21 protein-coding genes are annotated in these 22,702 nt (G+C 72.2%); 15 read left to right on the top strand and 6 right to left on the bottom strand.

Features of this window, described 5'->3' with window-relative positions; all coding sequences use genetic code 11:
* The first annotated feature begins 8 nt into the window (after positions 1 to 8).
* The 9 genes from ACLQ29_RS30930 to ACLQ29_RS30890 all read left to right on the top strand — a co-directional run bounded on the left by ACLQ29_RS30930 (position 9) and on the right by ACLQ29_RS30890 (position 10,540).
* The gene (locus ACLQ29_RS30930) at positions 9 to 1,472 is read left to right on the top strand and encodes a WXG100 family type VII secretion target (RefSeq protein WP_425774902.1); all 1,464 of its coding nucleotides are present in this window, start codon (positions 9 to 11) and stop codon (positions 1,470 to 1,472) included.
* A 10-nt stretch (positions 1,473 to 1,482) separates the two neighbouring features.
* On the top strand, positions 1,483 to 2,928 hold the full coding sequence (gene mycP / locus ACLQ29_RS30925) for a type VII secretion-associated serine protease mycosin (RefSeq protein WP_425774901.1): 1,446 nt from the start codon (positions 1,483 to 1,485) through the stop codon (positions 2,926 to 2,928).
* Between the two features lie 148 nt (positions 2,929 to 3,076).
* Positions 3,077 to 3,889: a TIGR03936 family radical SAM-associated protein gene (locus ACLQ29_RS30920; protein WP_393375639.1), complete on the top strand. Its 813-nt coding sequence runs from the start codon at positions 3,077 to 3,079 to the stop codon at positions 3,887 to 3,889.
* A gap of 131 nt (positions 3,890 to 4,020) precedes the next feature.
* On the top strand, positions 4,021 to 7,101 hold the full coding sequence (locus tag ACLQ29_RS30915; protein ID WP_425774900.1) for an Rne/Rng family ribonuclease: 3,081 nt from the start codon (positions 4,021 to 4,023) through the stop codon (positions 7,099 to 7,101).
* Between the two features lie 117 nt (positions 7,102 to 7,218).
* The gene (locus tag ACLQ29_RS30910) at positions 7,219 to 7,710 is read left to right on the top strand and encodes a hypothetical protein (RefSeq protein WP_425774899.1); all 492 of its coding nucleotides are present in this window, start codon (positions 7,219 to 7,221) and stop codon (positions 7,708 to 7,710) included.
* A 166-nt stretch (positions 7,711 to 7,876) separates the two neighbouring features.
* A complete protein-coding gene (gene rplU / locus ACLQ29_RS30905; protein ID WP_007464063.1) occupies positions 7,877 to 8,191 on the top strand; it encodes a 50S ribosomal protein L21 in 315 nt (104 codons plus the stop codon).
* 11 nt (positions 8,192 to 8,202) lie between these two features.
* On the top strand, positions 8,203 to 8,457 hold the full coding sequence (rpmA, locus tag ACLQ29_RS30900; RefSeq protein ID WP_007464062.1) for a 50S ribosomal protein L27: 255 nt from the start codon (positions 8,203 to 8,205) through the stop codon (positions 8,455 to 8,457).
* A gap of 93 nt (positions 8,458 to 8,550) precedes the next feature.
* On the top strand, positions 8,551 to 10,020 hold the full coding sequence (gene obgE / locus ACLQ29_RS30895) for a GTPase ObgE (protein ID WP_425774898.1): 1,470 nt from the start codon (positions 8,551 to 8,553) through the stop codon (positions 10,018 to 10,020).
* Between the two features lie 70 nt (positions 10,021 to 10,090).
* Positions 10,091 to 10,540, top strand: a complete 450-nt coding sequence (locus ACLQ29_RS30890) for a GNAT family N-acetyltransferase (protein ID WP_425774897.1) — start codon at positions 10,091 to 10,093, stop codon at positions 10,538 to 10,540.
* Positions 10,541 to 10,661: 121 nt separating this feature from the next.
* Here the strand turns inward: ACLQ29_RS30890 and ACLQ29_RS30885 are convergent, their stop codons facing one another.
* Positions 10,662 to 11,153: a DUF4383 domain-containing protein gene (locus ACLQ29_RS30885; RefSeq protein WP_393375623.1), complete on the bottom strand. Its 492-nt coding sequence runs from the start codon at positions 11,151 to 11,153 to the stop codon at positions 10,662 to 10,664.
* A 230-nt stretch (positions 11,154 to 11,383) separates the two neighbouring features.
* On the opposite strand from ACLQ29_RS30885, the gene ACLQ29_RS30880 reads away from it, so the two are divergent.
* From ACLQ29_RS30880 to ACLQ29_RS30870, 3 genes are read left to right on the top strand one after another with little or no spacing between them, the layout of a single operon-like run.
* Entirely contained in the window at positions 11,384 to 12,205 is an 822-nt protein-coding gene (locus ACLQ29_RS30880) for a hypothetical protein (protein ID WP_425774896.1), read from the top strand.
* A gap of 31 nt (positions 12,206 to 12,236) precedes the next feature.
* Positions 12,237 to 12,704, top strand: a complete 468-nt coding sequence (locus ACLQ29_RS30875) for a phage holin family protein (protein WP_425774895.1) — start codon at positions 12,237 to 12,239, stop codon at positions 12,702 to 12,704.
* Positions 12,701 to 13,318 (top strand): DUF3618 domain-containing protein, encoded by a 618-nt coding sequence (locus tag ACLQ29_RS30870; protein ID WP_425774894.1) that lies wholly within the window; start codon positions 12,701 to 12,703, stop codon positions 13,316 to 13,318. The genes ACLQ29_RS30875 and ACLQ29_RS30870 overlap by 4 nt, the downstream gene beginning before the upstream one ends.
* Before the next feature lie 138 nt (positions 13,319 to 13,456).
* On the opposite strand, the gene ACLQ29_RS30865 is transcribed toward ACLQ29_RS30870, so the two are convergent.
* Together ACLQ29_RS30865 and ACLQ29_RS30860 are read right to left on the bottom strand one after the other, a co-directional pair.
* On the bottom strand, positions 13,457 to 14,539 hold the full coding sequence (locus ACLQ29_RS30865) for a glycosyltransferase (RefSeq protein WP_425774893.1): 1,083 nt from the start codon (positions 14,537 to 14,539) through the stop codon (positions 13,457 to 13,459).
* Between the two features lie 135 nt (positions 14,540 to 14,674).
* Positions 14,675 to 15,919 carry a cytochrome P450 gene (locus ACLQ29_RS30860; RefSeq protein WP_425774892.1) on the bottom strand — a complete coding sequence of 415 codons (1,245 nt, stop codon included), beginning with the start codon at positions 15,917 to 15,919 and terminating at the stop codon, positions 14,675 to 14,677.
* A 160-nt stretch (positions 15,920 to 16,079) separates the two neighbouring features.
* Between ACLQ29_RS30860 and ACLQ29_RS30855 the strand changes: the two genes are divergently transcribed.
* Positions 16,080 to 16,481: a hypothetical protein gene (locus ACLQ29_RS30855; protein WP_425774891.1), complete on the top strand. Its 402-nt coding sequence runs from the start codon at positions 16,080 to 16,082 to the stop codon at positions 16,479 to 16,481.
* A 58-nt stretch (positions 16,482 to 16,539) separates the two neighbouring features.
* Here the strand turns inward: ACLQ29_RS30855 and ACLQ29_RS30850 are convergent, their stop codons facing one another.
* Complete coding sequence (locus ACLQ29_RS30850) at positions 16,540 to 16,758, bottom strand: DUF397 domain-containing protein (RefSeq protein ID WP_334510463.1); 219 nt, start codon at positions 16,756 to 16,758, stop codon at positions 16,540 to 16,542.
* 69 nt (positions 16,759 to 16,827) lie between these two features.
* Between ACLQ29_RS30850 and pepN the strand changes: the two genes are divergently transcribed.
* Positions 16,828 to 19,344: an aminopeptidase N gene (pepN, locus tag ACLQ29_RS30845; RefSeq protein ID WP_425774890.1), complete on the top strand. Its 2,517-nt coding sequence runs from the start codon at positions 16,828 to 16,830 to the stop codon at positions 19,342 to 19,344.
* A 184-nt stretch (positions 19,345 to 19,528) separates the two neighbouring features.
* Here pepN and ACLQ29_RS30840 read toward each other — a convergent pair whose 3' ends face one another.
* Together ACLQ29_RS30840 and ACLQ29_RS30835 are read right to left on the bottom strand one after the other, a co-directional pair.
* The gene (locus tag ACLQ29_RS30840; protein ID WP_425774889.1) at positions 19,529 to 20,743 is read right to left on the bottom strand and encodes an FAD-dependent oxidoreductase; all 1,215 of its coding nucleotides are present in this window, start codon (positions 20,741 to 20,743) and stop codon (positions 19,529 to 19,531) included.
* Positions 20,744 to 20,895: 152 nt separating this feature from the next.
* Entirely contained in the window at positions 20,896 to 21,645 is a 750-nt protein-coding gene (locus ACLQ29_RS30835; protein WP_425774888.1) for a PadR family transcriptional regulator, read from the bottom strand.
* 362 nt (positions 21,646 to 22,007) lie between these two features.
* On the opposite strand from ACLQ29_RS30835, the gene nadD reads away from it, so the two are divergent.
* Positions 22,008 to 22,604: a nicotinate-nucleotide adenylyltransferase gene (gene nadD / locus ACLQ29_RS30830; RefSeq protein WP_357378495.1), complete on the top strand. Its 597-nt coding sequence runs from the start codon at positions 22,008 to 22,010 to the stop codon at positions 22,602 to 22,604.
* The last annotated feature ends 98 nt before the right edge of the window (positions 22,605 to 22,702 follow it).

Here is a 22,702-nt window from a genome sequence, read left to right as displayed (position 1 = left end):
GGGACGTCATGGCTGGAGGAACCTGGGAGCGGTGCGTCCGCGAGGTGACGCTCTCCGCCGACCCGGAGACGGTCGGTTCGGTCGGGCAGGGGTGGGGAAACATCTCCTCCGGCCTGACGCAGCTGCGGGACGCGCTGGTCGGCCGTTCGTTCGTCGGCCCGATCGCGACCGGCCAGGAGCGCCCGCACGTCGGCGGCCTGCCCGGCATGCTCGCCGGTTGGAAGGGCAGCGGCGGCGACGCCTATCGCGAGCACCTGGGCGAGATCGGTAAGCAGGTCGAGGATCTGATCACCGACGCGACGAACGTCAGCGGCGCGCTGGGGCGGATCGAGCAGGACATCCGCGCGGCGGTCGCCTCGATCCCGGTCCCCCTGGGCGACGACTTCGGCATCAACGAGTGGAGCCTGCCCAACGGCACCGAGCTCGACGACGCCCGCGACGGCGAGAGCGCGTCGGGCTTCCTCGCCGCGCTGCGGAAGGACTACCAGAGCAACCCCGGGTCGTACGCCGACGGCGCGTTCCGCGACAAGGCCGACGACCTGGAGGCGACCATGAAGGTCGACGGCCAGGCGGGTGACCACAAGCGGGGTGGTTGGTGGGACACCAAGGACCACCTCGACAACTGGTACCGGGACAACCAGCAGGCGGCCAACACCGCGATGTCGCCGCTGCCCCAGGCGGTCTACACCGAGCGTCCGAAGCTTCAGGTGGGCGATCCGGGGCGCTATCAGGACGACTACCGACCCGACGATCGGGTGCCGCCGAAGGGCCGACCTGACATCGGTGGTGGTGGCGGTGGCGGCGGTGGCGGCGGCGGCCCGGACATCGGCAGCCGGTTGCCCGGCGGCGGCGCCGACTTGAGCGGTGGGCCGACGTCGGTCGGCGGCCCGTTCTCCCCGCCCCCGACAAGCGGATTCGGCGACGGCTCCTCCACCGGCGGCGGCTCCGGCGCGTTCACCCCTCCGCCCACCGGTTCGGGATATCCGGGTGTCGACGACGGCTACAGCACCGGTCTGGCCGGCGCCGCGCCCAGCGGCCTTGGCGCCGGATACGGCGGCGCGGGTGGCGGCCTCGGTGGCGCCAGCCTCGGTGGTGCCGGCGGTGGTTTCGGTGGCGGCGTTGGCGCGGGCGGTGGCATCGGGTCCGGTGGCGGTGGCCTGGGCGGCGCCGGCGTGGGCAGCATGGGCGGCATCCCCGGCATGGTGGGTGGCGGTAACGGCAAGGTGCCGCCGATGACGAGCGCGGCGAACGCGCTGCGCACCGCCGCCGGTGCGGGCGGCGCCGGCCTGGCGGGCGGCGCGCGTGGCGGTGCCGGGATGGGCGGCGCCGGGATGGGCGGCATGATGGGCGGCGCGGGCGGTGCCGGGCACGGCGGTGGTGGTGGTACGGGTTCGGAGCACTCGTCGTGGTTGACTGAGGACGACGATCCGTGGGGTCCTGGTGACGGGGCGACCCCGGGCATCCTGCGATGAGGACGGACGGATGACACTGAACGTCGGAGCGCTCCGGCCGGTCACGGCCTGCCTGCTGGTGGGGCTCCTGGTGCTGGGGGCCGCCCAGCCGGCGGCGGCGGCACCTCGGCGAGCCGAGCAGTGGTATGTGGACGAGCTCCGGATGGAGCAGGCGCACCAGCTGTCCACCGGGCGCGGTGTGGTCGTGGCCGTGATCGACAGCGGCGTCGACGCCAACCATCCGGACCTGAAGGGCCAGGTGCTTCCCGGCGGCCGCAGCGACGGCGGCAGCGGAGACGGACGGGTCGACGCGCAGGGGCACGGCACGCACATGGCCGGCATCATCGCGGCGACGAACGCCAGCCCCGACGGCGTGGACGGCATTGCCCCCGGCGCGAAGATCCTGCCCATCAGGCTGGACGACTCTGCAGAGGATGACGCGCCTTACAACGACGCGCTGGTCAGCCGCGGCATCCGGATGGCCGTCGACGGTGGCGCCAAGGTGATCAACATTTCACTGGGCAAGCCGTCGGCCGTCAGCCCCGAAGAGGTCAGTGCCATCCAGTACGCCTGGGAGCACGACGTCGTCGTGGTGGTCGCCGCCGGTAACATCGCCAACGGCAGCGTCAAGGTCGAGGCTCCCGCCAGCGTTCCTGGCGTGATCGCCGTGACCGGGACGACCCGGGGCGGCAAGTTCTGGTCCGGGTCGGTCCAGGGTCCCGAGGCCGTGGTCGCCGCACCTGGCGATGACATCTACAACGTCGGCCGTGACAAGGGCTACGGCTGGGGTGACGGCACCTCCGACTCGGCCGCGATCGTCGCCGGCATCGCCGCGTTGATCCGCTCGAAGTATCCGAACCTCGACGCCGCCAACGTGATCAACCGGATCATCCGCACGGCCCGGGACGCCGGTCCCGCCGGCCGCGACCCGCAGTACGGCTTCGGCCTGATCGACCCGGTGACCGCACTGAGCGCGAACGTGCCGCCGGTCGCCGCCAACCCGCTGCTCGACCCGGCCGTGGCACCCGCGCAGACGGCGCCCGCCCAGTCAGGGCCCGCGCAGACCGCGGACGCGGCCGAGGAGTTCGACGTCACCCAGCACGGCGACCGTGGCGGCCCCAGCGACCAGCAGGTGATGGTCATCGTCGTCGGCATCGCGGTGGCGCTGGCGCTGCTGCTGGGTCTGGTGGTGTTCCTGATCTGGAACCGACGTCGGTACCGTCGCGAGGCGGCCCTGGCGGCCGACGTACCGGACCACCTGCTCGACCAGGAGCCACCCGGCGGGTACGCGCCGCCGGGCGCTGGTTACCCCCCACCCGGCGCCGGTTACGCACCGCCGTCCGGTTATCCGCCACCTGCGGGGTACGCCCCACCCAGCGGTGGTTACCCCCCACCGTCCGGTTACGCGCCGCCGGGCTACGGCCCGCCGGGAGGGGCGCCACCGGCGCCCCCACCCGGGAGCGGTAACGGGTCCTGATCATGGTGGCCGGCTGGATGACCTTCGGGTCGCCCGGCCGGCCATCGGCGTTCCGGCAGGTGGTCATGGTGGTGTCGAACTGTTTGCACCGGTTCGTCGGTGCCGGACGACCGCCCCGGCTGCGTGCCGTCACGGGCCCTGCGCCAGGATGGTCGGACACGCAGGTACACCCGAGGAGCCCACGATCGCCAAGAAGCCTCAACCCGAGGGCGGCCAGGCACCGGTCGTCCAGCGCGTCCGCATCAGGTACGCCAAGCGCGGACCGCTGCGGTTCACCTCGCACCGGGACTTCGCCCGGGCGTTCGAGCGCGCGCTGCGCCGGGCCGCCGTGCCGGTCGCCTTCTCCCAGGGTTTCCACCCACACCCGAAGATCTCCTACGCCAGCGCCGCGCCCACCGGGGTGGCGAGTGAGGCGGAGTACCTGGAAATCGCTCTCCAGGCGGCTGTCGACCCGGAGCAGTTGCGGGCCGCTTTGGACGCCGCGCTCTCGCCGGGGCTGGACGTCCTGGACGCCGTGGTCGCCGAGGGGGGCAACCTCCCGGACCGGATCGAGGCGTCGCACTGGCACATCGAGTTGCCCGAGGTCGAGACCGAGGTGCTCCGTGCCGCGGTGGACGCCTTCCTCGCGGCGGACGAGGTGCTGGTGGAGCGGATGACCAAGCAGGGGAGACGCACCTTCGACGCCCGTGCCGCGGTGATATCTGTCGATGTCCTCACGCCAACGCCGACGCCTTCCGGGGTGCCGGCCGTACCGTGTGCGATACTCGAACTGGTCGTGCGGCAGGTCACCCCGTCCGTACGGCCCGATGACGTCCTTTCCGGCCTCCGCGTGGTGGCCGACCTGGAGCCGCCGGTTTCGCCGAGGGTGACCCGGCTGGCTCAGGGCACGTTGACCGCGCAGGGTGCGATCGTGGATCCGTTGGATGCGGACCGCGACGGGGCAGCCATCGTTGGGCACTGACCGACGGTCCGTGCTCTGGCAGGCAGACTTCGGCGGTCGCGCACCACGCGCGCCCGGCGGAAACACTTTTGCGGCGACCCTGCGTGGCAGCGCTCACCCGCGCCCGGGGTAGCCAGAACTGGAGAACGTCCATGCTCGAGAACGAGCCCGAGGGCGGCGAACGGACCGGTTCACAGCCGGCCGGGGAAACCGCCGACCAGAGCACCACGGCCGACGGCGCCGCCGTCGCGACCCCCACCACGGCCGTCGGTTCGGCTTCGGTGGAGCCGGACGGCGCGGAGAGCGCCGAGCCCGCCGCGCCGGTACGACGCACCCGGGCGACCCGGCGTCGCGCCGCCCCGCTCAGCCAGCCGGAGCAGACCGACGCGCCGGCCGAGGCGTCCACCAGCGAGTCCGCCAGTGCCGAGTCGCCGCAGGCGGAGGTCTTCGCCCCGATCTCCGGCGACCAGGACGTCGCGCCCAAAACCCCCCGGCGCCGGCGCAAGGCCACTCCCGTCGAGACGACCGCCGAGGAGCCGCTTGTCGCGTCCTCCGCGGAGGTGGCCCCGGCCGACGTGGTTCCGCCGGTCAAGGTGACCCGTACCCGGCGCAAGAAGGCCACCCCGGCGGCCGTCGAGGAGCCGCCCGCGGTCGAGGAACCGGTCGCCCAGGAGCCGCCCGTCGAGGAGTTGGCCGAGGAGCCGGTCGTCGCCGAGGAACCGGCGGCCTCCGACCTGCGCGAGGCCGAGGCCGAACTGAACGACATCCCGGGCGCGACCGCCGCCGGGTCGCCCTGGACCAGCGCCGGCGAGGTGTCGCCAGGTGTTGCCGTCTCCGGTGTGAAAGCTGAGCCGATCGAGCCGGTAGAGGTCGAGCCGGAGCAGCCGCGTACCCGTCGTCGGCGGGCCGCGCTCTCCGCGCCCACCGTGCTGTTCATGGCCCCCCAGCCGGACGCCGTGCCGGTGACCCGGCCGGTCGAGCCCGCTCCCGTCGCCGAGGAACCGGTGGTGGAGGAGGCCGCGGAGCCGTCCCGCCGCCGTCGGCGTGGTCGCCGCGAGGTCGAGCCGGTGGAGCCGGTCGAGGTGATCGAGGCCGAGGAGGAGCCGACCGAGGAGGCCGACGAGGCCGCCGAGGCGGACGAGGACGACGACGACAGCGCCGCCGCGCGCCGCCGCCGCCGGCGTGGTCGCCGAGGTCGGGGCCGGGGCAAGGGCGGGGCCGACGACGCCGAGGACGAGGAGTCCGAGGAGGCGGCGCAGGCCGACGAGGAAGAGACCGCCGAGGTCGAGGCCGAGGGCGACGAGGACGAGGAGACCGAGGGCGGGGACGGCTTGACGCGTCGCCGCCGGCGTCGTCGTCGCCGGGGCGCGGGTGACACGGAGGGTGCCGCCGACGACGGCGTACCGACCGTGGTCAAGATCCGCGAGCCGCGCCGGACCGTCGACGAGGTGCAGGGTGTGTCCGGTTCGACCCGGCTGGAGGCCAAGCGCCAGCGCCGCCGGGACGGCCGGGAGCAGCGGCGTACGCGACCGCCGATTCTCAGCGAGTCGGAGTTCCTGGCGCGCCGGGAGGCTGTCGATCGGGTGATGGCAGTCCGCCAGCGCGGTGACCGGACCCAGATCGCCGTCCTGGAGGACGGGGTGCTCGTCGAGCACTACGTCACCCGCAACTCCTCCGGCACCATGGCCGGCAACGTGTACCTGGGCAAGGTGCAGAACGTGCTGCCGAGCATGGAGGCGGCGTTCGTCGACGTGGGCCGCGGTCGCAACGCGGTGCTGTACGCCGGCGAGGTCAACTGGGACACCTCCGGTCTGGAAGGGCGGGCCCGCTCGATCGAGCAGGCGCTGCGCTCCGGCGACTCGGTGCTGGTCCAGGTCACCAAGGACCCGATCGGGCACAAGGGCGCTCGACTGACCAGCCACATCGCGCTCTCCGGCCGGCACCTGGTCTACGTGCCCAACGGCAACGCGTCCGGGATCAGCCGCAAGCTGCCGGACAACGAGCGCAAGCGGCTGCGGGACGTGCTCAAGAAGCTGGTCCCGGACGGCGCGGGCGTGATCGTCCGGACGGCCGCCGAGGGCGCCAGCGAGGACGAGCTGGCCCGCGACGTCAAGCGGCTGCAGGCGCAGTGGGAGGACATCCAGGCCAAGGCGGCCGAGGGCGGCGCCCCGGCGCTGCTCTACGGGGAGCCCGACCTGGTCATCCGGGTGGTCCGGGACCTGTTCAACGAGGACTTCCGCGAGCTGGTGATCGAGGGCGAGCAGTCGTACGACGTCGTCGAGTCGTACCTGTCGCACGTCTCGCCGGATCTCGTCGACCGGGTACGCCGGCACGTCGGCACGAGCGACGTCTTCGCCGAGTACCGGATCGACGAGCAGATCATCAAGGGCCTGGACCGCAAGGTCTTCCTGCCCTCCGGCGGCTCGCTGGTGATCGACCGCACCGAGGCGATGACGGTGGTGGACGTCAACACCGGCAAGTACACCGGCTCCGGGGGCAACCTGGAGGAGACCGTCACCCGTAACAACCTGGAGGCGGCGGAGGAGATCGTCCGCCAGCTCCGGCTGCGCGACATCGGCGGCATCGTGGTGATCGACTTCATCGACATGGTGCTCGAGTCGAACCGTGAGCTGGTGCTGCGCCGACTCACCGAGTGCCTCGGCCGGGATCGCACCAAGCACCAGGTCACCGAGATCACCTCGCTCGGCCTGGTGCAGATGACCCGTAAGCGGATCGGCGCGGGCCTGCTGGAGGCGTTCAGCGAGACCTGCGAGTGCTGCAAGGGTCGGGGCGTCATCATGCACACCGAGCCGGTTCCGGAGAAGGCACGCGCTGCCGGTGCCGCGGAGAAGGTCAAGGCTGTCGCCTCGTCGGTGGCCGCCGCCCCGGCCGCCGAGCAGGGCACCGCGTCGTCCCGTCGCCGGGCGCGCAAGAACGCCCCGGCCGAGCGGGCCGTGGTCGAGGTCGTCGACGTCGACACCGACACCGACACCAGCGCCGAGCCGGACGCCGACTACCAGGACACCATGGGCTACGACCTGTCCCGCTACGAGTCGGACACCGCCGCCGCGCCGGCGATCTCCGACAGTCAGCAGGGGGAGTCGGCCCGGCTGGCCGCGGCGGACGACCCGGACGCGCTCGCCGACGGCGAGGGTGACGAGGACAGCACCGAGGGTGGCGCCGGCCGCCGCCGTTCACGCCGGGGTGGCGCCCGCCGGCGGACGCGCCCCTGACCGCCTGACCGGCCAAGTGTTTGACGAGGTCCCTTCCCCGGCAAAGTGACGGGGGAGGGACCTCGCCGTGGTGGCCACTCCGGCCCAGGATCGGCCGTCCCTGGTCAGGAGAAGAAGATGCGTCGTCTGCTCGCCGTCACCGCGCTGATCGCACTGCTCTTCGACGCGGCCGGCTGCTCCGCCGACCGGCCGACGGGCGTGGGGTCCGATCCGGCCGCCGTGACGACAGGTGACACGGCCTCCGGGCCGAGCGGCAGGTCGGCAGGTGGTGCCGCCGCGGGCGTCGCCACGGAGGTCTGTGCCGCCGCCCAGCAGGCCAGCACCACAGCCGTCCGCACGTATGTGGCCGAGCTGGGCCAGTTGGTCGCGGCGGTCGGCGCCGGGGACAGCGACAAAGCCGAGGCCGCCCGCGGACGGGCCGAGGCGGCGTTGGCCGGCTGGCGGAGCGAGCTGCGCAAGCAGTCGGAGCGGGCCACCGATCCGCAGCTCAAGACACTGCTCACCGACCTCGGCACCGAGGTCGCCGCGCTCGGCGCCGACGTCGAGTCCATCGACGAGACCGAACTCGACAGGCTCCAGCAACGCCTCGACCAGCTCTGCGCGCGCTGACCAGGGCGGGCCGGTTTGGGGTCCGGGCCGGCGATGGCGTACTCTTGCCTGCGGCCCACCTTTGGTGTGCCGAGTTCCCGTGTGCCCACGCCGCCGTGCACTGCTACCCGGCGAGCCGCTGCGGGGACGACCGCCAGCAGCCTCAACGACAGGGAGTCCGCCTCCGATGTACGCGATCGTCAAGACCGGCGGCAAGCAGTACAAGGTCGCCGAGGGCGACGTGATCGAGGTCGAGAAGCTCACCGGTGCTCCCGGTGACGCGGTGAAGCTCACCGCGGTGCTCCTCGTCGACGGTGACGACCTGGTGACCGACGCGGCGAAGCTTGCCGAGGTCGCGGTGTCCGGCGAAATCGCCGCGCACACCAAGGGCCCGAAGATCCGGATCCACAAGTTCAAGAACAAGACCGGCTACCACAAGCGCCAGGGTCACCGCCAGCCGTTGACCCAGGTCAAGGTGACCGGCATCTCCAGCGGGAAGTAGGTCGTCCTCCAATGGCTCACAAAAAGGGTGCGTCCAGCTCGCGTAACGGTCGTGACTCCGCGGCCCAGCGACTCGGCGTGAAGCGCTTCGGTGGTCAGGTCGTCAGCGCCGGTGAGATCATCATCCGGCAGCGTGGCACCAAGTTCCACCCCGGTGACCTGGTCGGCCGTGGCGGCGACGACACGCTGTTCGCGCTGTCCGCCGGTGCGGTCCTCTTCGGCACCAAGCGCGGTCGCAAGACCGTCAGCATCGTTCCGCAGCAGTAGTTTTCCGGCTAAGCGGGCCGCGGACCTCCGGGTCCCGGCCCGCTTAGCTTTTTTCGAAGTGCGGGGTCGGACCTCGCTGGAAGGATTGACGCCGTGGCGACGTTCGTTGACCGGGTCGTTCTGCATCTGCAGGCCGGCGATGGCGGGCACGGCTGTGTCTCGATCCACCGCGAGAAGTTCAAGCCCTTCGGTGGGCCGGACGGCGGTAACGGCGGGCACGGCGGCAGCGTGTCCCTGGTTGTCGACCCGCAGGTCACCACCCTGCTCGACTTCCACTTCCACCCGCACGTCAAGGCCGACAACGGCAAGGGCGGCGCCGGGTCGAACCGGGACGGCGCCAACGGCCGCACCCTGATGTTGAAGGTGCCCAACGGCACCGTGGTGCAGACCACCGACGGCACCGTGCTTGCCGACATGGTCGGCGCCGGCACCACCTTCGAGGTGGCTCGCGGCGGGCGCGGCGGGCGGGGCAACGCGTCGCTGGCCAACGCCAAGCGCAAGGCCCCCGGCTTCGCCGAGCTGGGGGAGCCCGGTGACCAGCTGGACATCGTGCTGGAGCTGAAGAGCGTCGCCGACGTGGGCCTGGTGGGCTTCCCGTCGGCCGGCAAGTCGTCGCTGATCTCGGTGATCTCCGCCGCGAAGCCGAAGATCGCCGACTACCCGTTCACCACCCTCGTGCCCAACCTCGGCGTGGTCCGGATGGACAACCACACCTTCACCGTCGCCGACGTGCCGGGTCTGATCCCCGGCGCGGCCAACGGCAAGGGGCTGGGCCTGGAGTTCCTGCGGCACATCGAGCGCTGCGCCGTGCTGGTGCACGTGATCGACTCGGCGACCCTGGAGCCCGGCCGTGACCCGGTCGCCGACATCGACGCCATCGAGGCCGAGCTGAGCCAGTACGGCGGGCTGACCGACCGCCCACGACTGGTCGCCGTGAACAAGGTCGACGTGCCGGACGGCCGGGACCTCGCCGAGATCGTCCGCCCGGATCTGGAGGAGCGCGGCTACCGGGTGTTCGAGGTCTCCGCGGCCACCCGGGAGGGGCTCAAGGAGCTGACGTACGCGATGGCCGAGCTGGTCGAGGCGGAGCGCAAGGCCGCGCCGCCCGCCGAGCCGACCCGGATCGTGATCCGTCCGATCGCGGTGGACGACGACGGGTTCACCATCACCGCCGAGGCGGACGGCTCGTTCACCGTTCGCGGTGTCCGGCCGGAGCGCTGGGTCAAGCAGACCAACTTCGACAACGACGAGGCGGTCGGCTATCTCGCGGACCGGCTCGCCCGGCTCGGGGTGGAGGACAAGCTGGCCAAGGCCGGCGCGGAGCCCGGTGATCTGGTCCGGATCGGTGAGCGCGAGTTCGACTGGAAGCCGACGCTGTACGCCGGCGTGGAATTCGTACCCGGCAACCGGGGCACCGACGTCCGCCTGGAGGAGAAGTCGAACCGGCTCTCCGCGGCGGACCGGCTCGCGGCCCGCAAGGCTCGCCGGGTGCGATCGGCGGACGAGGTGGGCGCGGACTCCTCCGACGACGACGAGGACGCCGACGAGGGCGACGCCGAGTAGTCCGTTGCGCTCCGTGATTGGGTTGATTTCCGGAAACCTCCGCGAAATCCACCAGTTCTAGCGTGGGGTGATGCTGATCGAGTCACGGCCCGTCACCGATCCGGAGATCGCCGCCCTGGTCATCGCGCAGCAGCGTGAGCTGCGGACGGCTGATGGTGGGTTGGATGGGCAGGTCTTCGTCCCCCACGACGACGTCCGCTACCTGGCGGCGGTCGTGCACGGTCGGGCGGTCGCCTGTGGCGGGCTCCAGTCGATCGACGCCGAAACCGGCGAGATCAAGCGGATGTACGTCCGGCCCGCCTACCGGGGTCGGGGCATCGCCCGTCAACTGCTCGCCGCACTCGAGGAGTGTGCGTTCCGGCAGGGGCAGTCGGTGGTCTGCCTGGAGACGGGCACCTACCTGCCGGCCGCGATCGCGCTGTACACCTCGTGTGGCTACGAACAGATCCCGGTCTACGGCGAATACGTGGGCAACCCGTACAGCGTCTGTTTCGCCAAGCGACTGCCGGTCGCGGCCTGACGGCCGTGCCGCCGCTCACGCCCCGGTGCTGGCGTGCGCGACGGTCACCGGCTTCCACTCGGGTGAGGCGTGCTGGCGCAGGACGATGCCGCGCGGGACCGGAGAACCCCAAAGCTACAGGTCAGTGCCGATCGGCCGGGTTGTCCAGACGCCCGCCGGTGCCCGCCTGGTTCGACAGCAGCAGCCCGAGCGCGAGCATCCCGAAGCCGAGTGCGAGGTGCAGCCAGTTGTCGGCGTCGTTCACCGGCAGGATGTTCGCCCCGCTCTCGGCGTCGACAGCCTCGATGCCCAGGCCGTACAGCCAGAGCGCGAGATAGCTCGCCCCGCCGGCGGCCAGGAACACGCGGGCGCCGGCGACGCTGCGGGCCAGCACCAGGCCGACCAACCCGTAGAGCAGGTGTACCGCGTTGTGCAGGATCGACACCTGGAACAACCCGAGCAGTCGCGCGTCCGAGTGGTGTCCGGCGAACCTCAGCTCGCCGTAGTCGGTGGTGATGCCGGGGACGAAGCCGAGAACGCCGATCAGCAGGAAGACCCCGGCGACGACCAGTGCGGCCACCTGGACCCGGGGTCGTGGACCCGCCCGTCGGCCACCTCGCACGTCTCGTGCCATCGCTGCCCCCTCCGTGGCTCGGCGAGCCCTCGCGAACCGCACTGTCCGCAGCGGCGACATGACGCAGCCCGACGATCCTCCATTTTGAAGTCGATCCAGCCGGCCGCGCAGAGAAATGCACGAAGAAGTATGGAAGGCAGAACCGAGGGTAGGTGAATGGTCAGCGGTCGCGGCAACGCACCGCATCCCCCAGCACAACCGCGACGACTTTTTCGAGCGGAAGGGAAATCATGTCTTACGATCTTTCATCTACGTCTTCCACGTACGGGCAGGATTCGACGAACGGCGGCGGCGTCCGCGACCAGGTGCGCCACGTCGGCTCCGAGGCCGCGCAGGCTGGCGGCGCGGTCGCCCAGACCGCGAAGGAGCAGGGCACCGAGGTCGGCCGCGAGGCGGCCCGGCAGGCCCGCAACGTGTACGGCGAGGCCCGCACCCAGCTCGCCGGCCAGGCGGGTGAGCAGCAGCGTCGGGCCGCCGGCGGGCTGCGCTCGCTCGCCGCCGAGATGCGCTCGATGGCCGAGCAGGGTGGTCAGGCCGGCCCGGTGACCGAGCTGGCCCGTCAGGCCGCCGACCGGGTGCACGGCGTCGCCGGCTGGCTTGAGCAGCGCGAGCCCGGCGACCTGATCACCGAGGTACGCGACTACGCGCGGCGCAACCCCGGCACCTTCCTGGTCGGCGCGGCGGTCCTCGGTGTGCTGGCCGGCCGGCTGACCCGAAGCGTCGCCGCCACCGGTGACGACTCCGGCAACGGATCCTCGTCCTACCGGGGCGCCGGGGCGTACGACCCGGAGCGGACCGCCGTCATCCCGACGCCGCCGCCCGCGCCCCGCGCGGTGCCGGACGCCGTCCCGCCGGGCGGCTACCTCGACCCGACCCCTGGCACGCGGACCGAGCCGACGTCCGGCGGTTACGCCGACCCGACGCCCGGCGGTTACGCCGACCCCAGCCGGGACGGCTACCCCGAGCACTCCGGCACCGGTCAGCCGCTGCCGCCGGTGCAGCAGACCGACCCGCTGCCGGGCGTTCCGTCCACCGGCACCCCTCGCCCGTGAGCCGCCGAGTCATCCGAAGGGAGGCGACGGCATGACCACGCCGACGCAGGGGTCCGGCCTGGGCTCCGGATACCGCCCCGACGCGGGTGCCCCGCACACCGCGGCGGAGGTGAAGGGCAGCTCGCTGGGTGACCTGATGCGTCAGGTCACCACCGACCTGTCGACGCTGATGCGCCAGGAGGTCGAGCTGGCCAAGGCCGAGATCCGCCAGGAGGGCAAGAAGGCGGGCAAGGCCGCCGGGCTCTTCGGCGGTGCCGGCTTCGGCGGCTACATGGTGGCGCTCTTCGTGTCCATCGCCGTGTGGCAGTTCCTGGACAACGTCATGGACTCCGGCCTGGCCGCACTGATCGTGGCCGTCATCTGGGCCGCGATCGGCGCCGTCCTCTACTCCATGGCGAAGAAGAACGCCCAGCACGTACGCGGGCTCAAGCAGACGAACGACAGCGTGCAGCGGATCCCCGACGCGCTCAAGCCGCACCCGGAGGGAGTCACCCGATGAGCACCGATCCCGATCAGATCCGCCGGGAGATCGAAGCCACCCGTAACAGCCTCAGCTCCGATGTCGACGCGTTGGCGTACAAGGTCAGCCCGAGCCGCATCGTCGACGACCGCAAGCAGCGGGCCCGTTCCGCTCTGCAGAATGTGAGGGACAAGGTCATGGGAACCGCGTCTGACCTCGGCCACGGCACCGGCCAGGCGGCCCACTCGGTGGGCGACCGCGCCTCGTCGGCGGCCTCCAGCGTCAGCGACGCCGCGCACAGCGCACCGCGGGTGATCCGGCAGAAGTCCCAGGGCAACCCTCTCGCCGCCGGTCTGATCGCGTTCGGGGTCGGCTGGCTGGCCTCGTCGCTGATCCCGGCGTCCCGCCGCGAGCAGCAGGCCGCGACCCAGCTCAAGGAGCGGGTCGGCGAGCACAGCGGTGCGGTGAGGGACAAGCTGGGGGAGGTGGCAAGCGAGTTCAAGGAGGAGCTGCGCGAGCCCGCCCAGCAGGCCGCCCAGTCGGTGAGGTCCACCGCCCAGGACGCCGTGCACGCGGTCAGGGACGACAGCAGGTCGGCCGCGCACGACGTCAAGGACCAGGCCCAGCAGGCCCGGCACCAGGTAAGCCCGTGACCGCACCACCCCACCACCGCGACAGCTCGCGGCCACCATCCCGGTGACCGCGAGCTGTCCCACCCCGCCCCGCCCAGCCACGCCCCGCCCCGCCCGCCCCCGCCTCGCCGATCTTGCAGTTTCTGTCGGGGGTTTGTCCTATTGTGGGCCGTCTTGTCGCGACAGGAAGTGCAAGATCGCGCGGGTCAGTGGGTGGTGCGGGGCGGGGTTGGCAGCTCGGCGGATGTGGGTGTCGCCGTAGCGGACGCCGCCGCGCAGGAACCGCTGGGCTACCGCCAGCCAGCCGCACACACCGCGCTCCACCAGCCAGAGTGGGGCCGCCAGGGCCGTGGTCGGCGGAAACACCCGGTCACCACCGGCGCGACGACGACCCGCCTCGGCCAAAACGACCACCCCGGCCGCCGCGCCGAGCAGCAGCCGGGGCCGGCGTGCCGCGACCGCCGCCGCCAGCCCCGGCAGGACCGCGAGCGCGGTCAGCAGGCGAGCCGGCTGGGCCAGATCGTCGTACGCCTGACGGACCCGTTGGCCCCGGAAGTGCGCGGCATCCGGCGGCAGGCGGCGGACGTACAGCCAGGCCGGCCTGGCCTCGACACCGCCGTACCCGCGGACGGTACGGATCAGCTCAAGGTTCTCGAAGAGCACGTCCGGGTCGTACCCGCCCATGCCGAGGAAGGTGCTGCGCCGAACCGCGAGGGTGCCCGGGTAGTCGTCCCCGAGCGCCCGATTGAGCAGCGTCCGGCCGGTGTCCCACCAGGCGTGCCAGGGCAGCGGGTCGAAGTAGTTCTGTGGCCGTACCAGGTCGACCCGGCCCAGCAGCCGGTGCACGGCGGTCAGCCCGGCCCCGTCGTACCGGACGTCGTCGTCGGCGATCACCACGTGCTCGTGGCCCGCCGCGCGCACCCCGGTGCGTACGCCGATCACCTTGCCGTTGAGCCCGCGGGCGGTGGCGTCGGGTTGGAGGTGTCGGACCAGCCCTCGCCAGGCGTCGGCGTGCCGCGCGAACAGGTCCGGCGCGGATCCGTCGACCACGATCACCTCGACCCGCTCGGCCAGCCACCGCAGGTAACCGGTCAGCTCGGCCAGGCCGGTGTCGGCGTGCCAGCGCAGCGGCAGCACGTACGTCATCGGCAGGTGGACCGGCGACGCAACGGCGCGGTCGCTGTCGACGCCCCACCGGCGCGCGGCGCGCCGGGCGTCACCAGGTGGACTGAACAAGGACATCGACGTGCCTCCTCGCCAGGACAGTGGTGAACCGGCGGTTGAGCAGCGCCTGCCCGCATTCCCGCCGATCAAACGGACACGTCGTTCCGACTGCGGCGCTGGCCGGTCACTCCCGAACGATCGGCGAGGCGGAGGTCAGGCGCGCCGAACGTCGCCGAGAGTCAGACCGAGGGGCGGCAGCGCCGGCATCCGGTGCAGGTCCAGGGCGAGATCCTGGACGGGTACGTCGTAGCGCATGGCGCTGGTCAGGTTGGTGACCGCCCGTTTCACCAGGTCGATGGTGATCCACTCGCCCGCGCACCGGTGTCCGGCGAAGTGGTCACCGCCGCCCTGCGGGATCAGCTCGAACGGGTCCACGCGTCGGTCGGCGAACCGCTCCGGCCGGAACAGCTCCGGCTCCGGCCAGAGGGCCGGGTGGTGGTTGGTGCCGTACAGGTCGAGCAGCACCCGCCGGCCCCGGGGAAAGTGGTGGCCCTGCCAGTCGAAGGAGCGCCGGACCCGGGCCGCCGCGATCGGGAAGAACGGGTAGTAGCGGCGTACCTCCTGGACGAAGTTCTCGGTGGCCTGGTCGTCGTCGCGGACCCGGTCCCGCCAGCCCGGATGGTCGTGCAGGGCGAGCGCGGCGAACGCCATGTACTGGTCCACGGCGACCACCGGCCGCAGCACGTTGAGCAGCTCCACCGCCGCGATCCGCCGGGGGAGGAGCTGGCCCCGCCGGTCCCGGTGCTCGGCGATCACGGCCAGGGCGCTCCCGGGCGGCGCCGGGAAGAGACCGACCCGGGTCCGTTCGATCAGGCCGGCGAGCCAGCGTTCGGCGCGGTGCCGGGCGAGCCGTCCCCGCCAGTGCCGGGGGCCGACCACCGCCGGCCCCTCGATCATCGCGTGCAGGTCGACGGCGCGTCGCTCGACCTGCGACGTGGGCAGCGGCACCCCGGCCCAGGCGCAGACCACGCTTGTCAGCAGGCGGCCCAGCTCGTCGTAGAGCGGCAGCGGCCCGGCGGCCTCCCACGCGGGGATCCGGGCCCGCCACTCGTCGTCGAAGAGCTGGCCGAGGCGCTGGATGGCGGCCGGCGTCATGATCGACATGAACATGGCCTTGCGGTCGGCGTGCTCCGGCCCGTCCAGCCCCTGTACGCCCCGCCGCCCGGTGAGGGTCCGTTGCACGCGCAGCGGCATGGCAGTCGCGCGTTGGAAGCGTTCGTTGTCGTAGAACAGCATCGCCGCTGGCCGGCCGCGCAGGCAGATGGTCGGGGCGAGCAGGATCCGGGTCTGGAAGACGTCGCTGCCGTACCGCTCGCAGCGCGCGCCGATGAACCGGTAGCCGGCGCGGAGCAGGGCGAGGGTGCTGTCCGGGCTGCGGTCGACAGGCATTGTCGCCATCGGGTCTCCTCACGCGCGGGTGCGGCCGGTCACCACCGGCCGGGTGCGGGTACCCCCCTCGCCGCCGCTGAATCCCCGCGCCGACGGCACGCCGGCTGGCCCCTCCCAGGAGCGGTGGAACCTGGTTTGCTGCTGGTGGGGCAACCACGGGGAGGGGCGGATGCGCGACAACACATCGCCGCACTGGCGGCAGCGGCGCACGGTCGGGGCACTGGGCGGAGGCCGTGACGGGCGGCCACTGATCGGGCCTCCTCGGCGGCCCGTCCGGCCGCACCGGTTCTTCACCGTGCACCTGGGCTTCACCGCGCCCACCGTGGTCGAGGCCCGCGAGCTGGCCGTGGCGTACGCGGAGGCGTTGACCCTGCTCCGCCCGGAGGTGGCGCTCGGCGCGGCGGCCCTGTCGCCGGCCGACGCCTGGCAGCGGGCCGAGCGGCTGTTCTGCGGTGCGGTCGGCCCGGACGGCGAGCGCTGCGTCGACGTGGCCGATCATCCGGGCTTCCACCACGCCCCGGGGCCCGGCGGTCTCGGTTGGGGCGACGGCGATGGCCCCGCCCGTGGCTGACCGCCGACCCGGGGCGCTGGTCCCGGGTCGGCGGGCCACCGCACGGTGGCGGGCGCGATCAGTCCAGGTCGAACTCGCCGTCCTGTGCGCCGGCCACGAACGCGTCCCACTCGGCCTGCGTGAAGACCAGCACCGGCCCGTCGGGCTCGGACGAGTTGCGCATCCCGATCAGGTCGTCGACGAAGGCGACCTCGACGGCGCTGTCGGAGGTGTCCCCTTCGGCCCGCTGCCAGACCGCCCGAGAGAGGTCGAAGTCGCCCTTGGGGTGCTGCGCCATTGTTCTTTCCTCCAGTGCCGAGGGTCGTGTGGTGACCGGGTGTCGATCCCCATCGGGCAGGATAAGCGGATGCCGAGCCTGACCCGTGTAGAGGCGACCGCGCGTGGCGCGGCGATTACTGTCGAGTCCTATCAGGTGGACCTCGACCTGACCGGAGGCGCGGAGGTGTTCCGCTCCCATGTCGAGATCCGGTTCCGGGCGGCTCCCGGCACCGCGACCTTCGTCGAGCTCAAGCCCGCCAAACTGCTTGCGGTACGCCTCAACGACCGCGACCTCGACGCCGGCCTGCTGACCGACAACCGGCTGCGGCTCACCGACCTGGCCGCGGACAACACGCTTGTCGTCGAGGCGGAGATGGCGTACTCCAACGCGGGCGAGGGGATGCACCGCTTCGTCGATCCGGCCGACGGCGAGACCTACCTCTACGCGGTGAGCTTCCTCGACAACGTGCAGCGCATCTTCGCCGCGTTCGACCAGCCCGACCTCAAGGCACCCGTCGTCCTGTCGGTGACCGCGCCGCCGGAGTGGACGGTCTCCGGCAACGCCGAGGTGGCTGCCACACCGGCCCCGGGCCGCTGGGAGTTCGCCCCCAGCGCGCCGCTGGCCACCTACTTCTTCTCGCTGATCGCCGGCCCCTACCACGTGCGGCGCGCCGAGCACGACGGCGTGCCGCTGGGCATCTACTGTCGCCGGTCGCTCGCCGAGCACCTGGACGCCGACGCCGAGGAGATCTTCACCGTCACCCGGCAGTGCCTGGACCGGTTCCACCAGCTCTTCACCGAGCGCTACCCGTTCGGCAAGTACGACCAGGCGTTCGTGCCGGAGTTCAACGCCGGCGCCATGGAAAACCCCGGCATCGTCACCTTCCGCGACGACTACGTGTTCCGCTCGGCGGTCACCGACACCCAGCGCGAGCTCCGGGCCACCACGATCGCCCACGAGATGGCGCACATGTGGTTCGGCGACCTGGTCACCATGCGCTGGTGGGACGACCTGTGGTTGAACGAGTCCTTCGCCGAATACCTGGGCACCCGGGTCACCGCCGAGGCGACCCGCTTCGACCAGGCCTGGACGACCTTCGCCATGCGCCGCAAGGCCTGGGGATACGCGGCCGACCAGCGGCCCTCCACCCACCCGGTCGCCCCTCCGGAGGTGGCCGACGCCGACGAGGGCCTGCTCAACTTCGACGGCATCTCGTACGCCAAGGGCGCCAGCGTGCTGCGGCAACTGGTCGCGTGGCTCGGCGACGAGGCGTTCCTGGCCGGCCTGAACGCGCACTTCGCCGAGCACCGCTTCGGCAACGCCACGCTCGCCGACCTGCTGGTCAGCCTCTCCACCGCCAGCGGCCGGGACCTGTCCGGTTGGGCCGAGGTGTGGTTGCGCCGGCCGCAGGTCAACACCCTGCGCGCCGAGGTCACCGTCGACGCCGACGGCCGCTACGCCGAGGTGGCCGTGGTGCAGACCGCGCCGGAGTCCCACCCGGTGCTGCGCCCGCACCGCATCGGCGTGGGCCGCTACGCGGCGGACGGCACGGTGCGGCGCGACGACCTCGACATCGACCCCGCGGTCGACGGCGGCCGGACGGTGTTGGGGGCGTTGGCCGGCACGCAGGCGGCCCGGCTGTTGCTGCTCAACGACGGTGACCTCACCTACACCAAGGTGCGCCTGGACCCGGCGTCGGCGGAGGCGGTCGCGCTGATGCTGCCCCGCCTGGCCGACCCGCTCACCCGCGCGCTCCTCTGGGGTGAGGCACTGGACGCGGCTACCGACGGGGAGCGACCCGTCGCCGGCCTGGTCGACCTGATGGCCGTCGCGCTGCCCGCCGAACCCGAAGTGATCATCGCGGAGGACGTGCTCACGCTCAGCCGGTCGTTGGTGGACCGCTACCTCGATCCGTTGGCCCGGTCCGCGGCGCTGGCCCGGGTCGCCGGGGCGTGCCAGCGGCTGCTCGACGGCGCGCCGGCGGGGCAGTCGTTGCAGTTGGCCGCCGCGCGGGGATGGATCGCCGCGACCGCCGACACGGACCTGCTCGTCGGCTGGCTCGCCGGCCGGGACGTGCCGGCCGGGCTGCGGGTTGACGCGGAGTTGCGCTGGGCGGTGCTGCGCCGGTTGGTGGTGCTGGGTGCGGCGGGCGAGGAGGAGATCGCCGTCGAGGCTGCCGCCGACAACAGCTCCACCGGCGCGGAACGGGCCGCTGGCTGCCGGGCCGCCCTGCCCGACCCGGCCGCGAAGAAGGCGGCCTGGGACATCATCGTGCGCGACACCGCGCTGTCCAACCGGCTGCTGGAGGCGACCGCCGAGGGGTTCTGGCAACCCGAGCAGGCCGAGTTGACCGCCGCGTACGTCGAGCGGTACTTCACCGACATGCCGGCGGCCGCGCGTCGGCGTACCCCGTGGACGGCCGACCGGGTCGCGAAGCTGGCGTTTCCCCACTACGCCGTGGCGCAGCCGACCCGGGAGGCGGCCGCGGCGCTGCTGGCCCGCGACGACCTGACCCCCGGCCTGCGTCGGGTGGTCACCGACGCCGACGACGACCTGCGCCGCGCGCTTGTCGCCCGCACGGCGGTGGCCGCCGCGGCGGCGTAAGGCTGGTGCGGCGCGGCGGCGGTGCCGGTGGTTGGGCGCCGCCGCCGCGCCTCGCTGCGCGCGTGATCCACTCGACGACAGGAATAGCGCGGGGTCCGGGACGGTTCGACACCCCGATTTCCCGGACCCCGAGTCGATCAGCAAGGGCTACCGCGATCGGCAAGGGCCACCGCGCACCCGTAGCTCAGCGCGCCGCGAGTTCCGCCGTGACCGGTGCGTCCCAGTCGATGACGTACCGCTGCTCGTGGGCGATCGTCTTCTCCGGGTCCAGCACCGTGCGCACCATCAGCGGCATCAGCAGCGGCATCAGCGACCGGGCGACCGGCCCCGGCGCCTTGGCATGGTTGATCCGGGCCGCGCGTGCGGCGACCTTCTCCACCCTGGCCCGGCGCAGCCACACGTACGCGTCGAACGCCGCCGCCACGTCCGGCAGGTCACGCAGGCAGCGGGCGAGCTGCACCGCGCTCTCGATGGCCAGCGAGGCGCCCTGTCCGGAGCTGTTCGACGGCGCGTGCACCGCGTCGCCGACCAGCACCATCCGGCCCCGGTGCCAGTGCGGCACGGGCGGCATGATCTGCAACGAACCGGCCACCTGGAGCCCGTCGGCGTCGCTCGTCGCCATGAGCTCCCGGCCCGGGTCGTCGTCGCCGTAGCTGGTACGCAGCGTCTCCCACCACTGTCGCGCCGGCACCGCACGCGCCTCGACGAGGCTCATCGGCCGCTGCTGCGGCAGGTTGGCACCCCACCGGGTACCGCCGCCGGGCTCCGGCCAGTACAGGTAGTAGCCCCGTTGCCCGAACGCGAACGTCATCGTGCCCGGCTCGACGTCCACCTCATGCCGGGCGACCGCCTCGAAGCTGAGCAGGCCGGTGAACCGGGGGCCGGGCGCGGCCGGGTCGATGAGCCCACGAACGGTCGACCGGATGCCGTCGGCACCGATCAGGACGTCGGCGGTGGCGGTGGTGCCGTCCTCGAACCGGGCCGTCACGCCGCTGTCGGTCTGCTCGGCGTCGACGAGCCGTTTGCCGTACGCGAAACCGACGCCCTCGGCGACCGCCCGGTCGTGCAGCGCCCGGTGCAACTCGGCCCGGTGCACCACCCGCAGCGGCGGCACCCCGGCCAGCGTGGGCAGGTCGATGCGGCGTCGACCGACCGCCATGACGCTGCGCGTGATCGGGGTGGCGATCGCCGTCACCGCCTCGTCCGCGCCGACCAGGCGCAGGGCCGCCACACCGTTGGGCGCGAGGGCGAGGGTGCCACCGATGCCGCCGGCCCCGCTGGCCGTGGCGGGGTACGCCTCGTAGACGGTGGCGGTGATGCCGGCCCGGTGCAGTGCGAGTGCCGTCACCGGTCCGGCGATGCCGCCGCCGATGACGATCGCGGTTCGTACCGTGGTCATGCTCTTCTCCCTGGGGTGTGTGGTCGCGTGCGACCGACCTGGGAGGGAGCCCGGCTATCCTCTGGTTGCCGCTTCGGGCCGGGTGCCTTCCCAGGTGTCGGTTCGAGGTAAGGGCTCCGGCGGGGTGTTGGCGCACCCCGCCGGAGCCGTCTTCAGTCGGCTTCCCGGCTGCTGGCTTTCGGCGTGGTGGGTTCGACGCCGGCGTTCTCGGCGTTTGGCCTCGGGGTGCTGGAGGTGGCGGCGCTCTCGGCGTCGGCCCTCGGGGCGGTGGTTCTCTCGGACAACTCGGTCAGCTCCGCGGGCATCTCGCCGGTCTCGTGGTAGGCCCGCCAGGTGTCCAGCCCCGGATAGCTGCCCGAGGTCAGCTCGGCGAGCAGCCCTCGCAGCCAGGCGGCCTCCGCGTCCCGCAGGGCCAGGTCGTACTCCGACTCCACCAGGAACAGCCGCGGAACCTCCCGCAGGTGGGCGTGGAGTGTCTCGCGGTCCCGCCGGAGCGCGTCGTCGAGGAGGCCGAGCCGCTGACGGAGCAGGTCGGTGGCCTCGTCGGGATGCAGGGCGGCGAGGACCGACAACCCCGCCCGGAAGCGGGGATGCTCGGCCATCGGCGTGGAGACCAGTTCGCGGGCCCAGTCGACAAGCTCGGCCCGCCCCGCGTCGGTGATCCGGTAGACGGTGCGTTCCGGGCGTCGGCCCTCGCGAACGCTCTCCACCGCGTCGATCAGGTGGTGCTTGTCCAGGTTGCGGATCACCGTGTAGAAGGAGCCCCACTTGAACTCCATGTCCTGGTCCTTGCCCCAGGCACGCAGTGCGGTGGCGATCTCGTACGGGTGCATCGGCCGCTGGACCAGTGCGGACAGCACGGCCAACGCGAGCAGGTTGCTGACCTTACGCCGCTTCGGCACGATGCCCTCCGGACTCGCTCGCTTCCAATTACTCGTCCACGAGTATATGCACACGAGTAACCCAATCGCGATCCCGCGCGTGCCGTGACCGCCGCGCGCTGTGATCTCGCGCGCCGCGACCCTGGCGCGTTGATCGACTCGGTTTCCTTGAGGTCGGGGTGTCCGGGTCGGTGTGACGCACCGGTTTCCTGAACGGCGAGGTGACCACCGCTGTAGGGGAGCGCCTTTCCGGTATGTCGCGGTGTCCCGCCGGGCCGGGGTGGGGCGCTCGACCGGGCCGGGGTGGGCGCTCGCCTGGGTTGAGATGGGGCCCTCACCCGGGGCGGGGTGGTTGGTCCCGGCGGTCGGCCTACGATCATCGGGTGGAGGAAGATATCCGGCGGATCGGGATCATGGGTGGCACCTTCGACCCGATCCACCACGGCCACCTCGTCGCGGCCAGTGAGGTGGCGGACCGCTTCGGCCTGGACGAGGTGGTCTTCGTCCCGACCGGGCAGCCGTGGCAGAAGGCCGACGAGCCGGTCAGCCCGGCCGAGGACCGATATCTGATGACGGTCATCGCCACCGCCTCCAACCCTCGCTTCCAGGTCAGTCGGGTCGACATCGACCGCAGGGGGCCGACCTACACGGTCGACACGTTGCGCGACCTCCAGGCCGAGTACGGCCCCAAGGTGCAGCTGTTCTTCATCACCGGCGCGGATGCCCTGCAACGGATCCTGTCCTGGAAGGATCTGGACGAGATCTTCGAGCTGGCCCACTTCATCGGGGTGACACGGCCCGGCTTTCCGCTTACCGACAAGCACCTTCCGGCGGACACCGTCAGCCTGATCCAGGTGCCCGCTATGTCCATCTCGTCCACGGACTGCCGCGCGCGGGTGGCCCGAGGTGAGCCGGTCTGGTATCTCGTGCCCGACGGTGTGGTGCAGTACATCGCCAAGCGAAGCCTCTATCAGCGCTGACCACACCGGATTTCGGCCGGTTTGTGCGTCTAACCGACCGAAACTGCGCGGTCGGGGCGTCGCCGGGTATGAGACGCTTGGAGGATCGCACGCTTGAT

The sequence above is a fragment of the Micromonospora sp. DT228 genome (assembly GCF_049841595.1).
Lineage (GTDB): Bacteria > Actinomycetota > Actinomycetes > Mycobacteriales > Micromonosporaceae > Micromonospora.
This window is presented reverse-complemented; position numbering and strand designations above follow the sequence as displayed.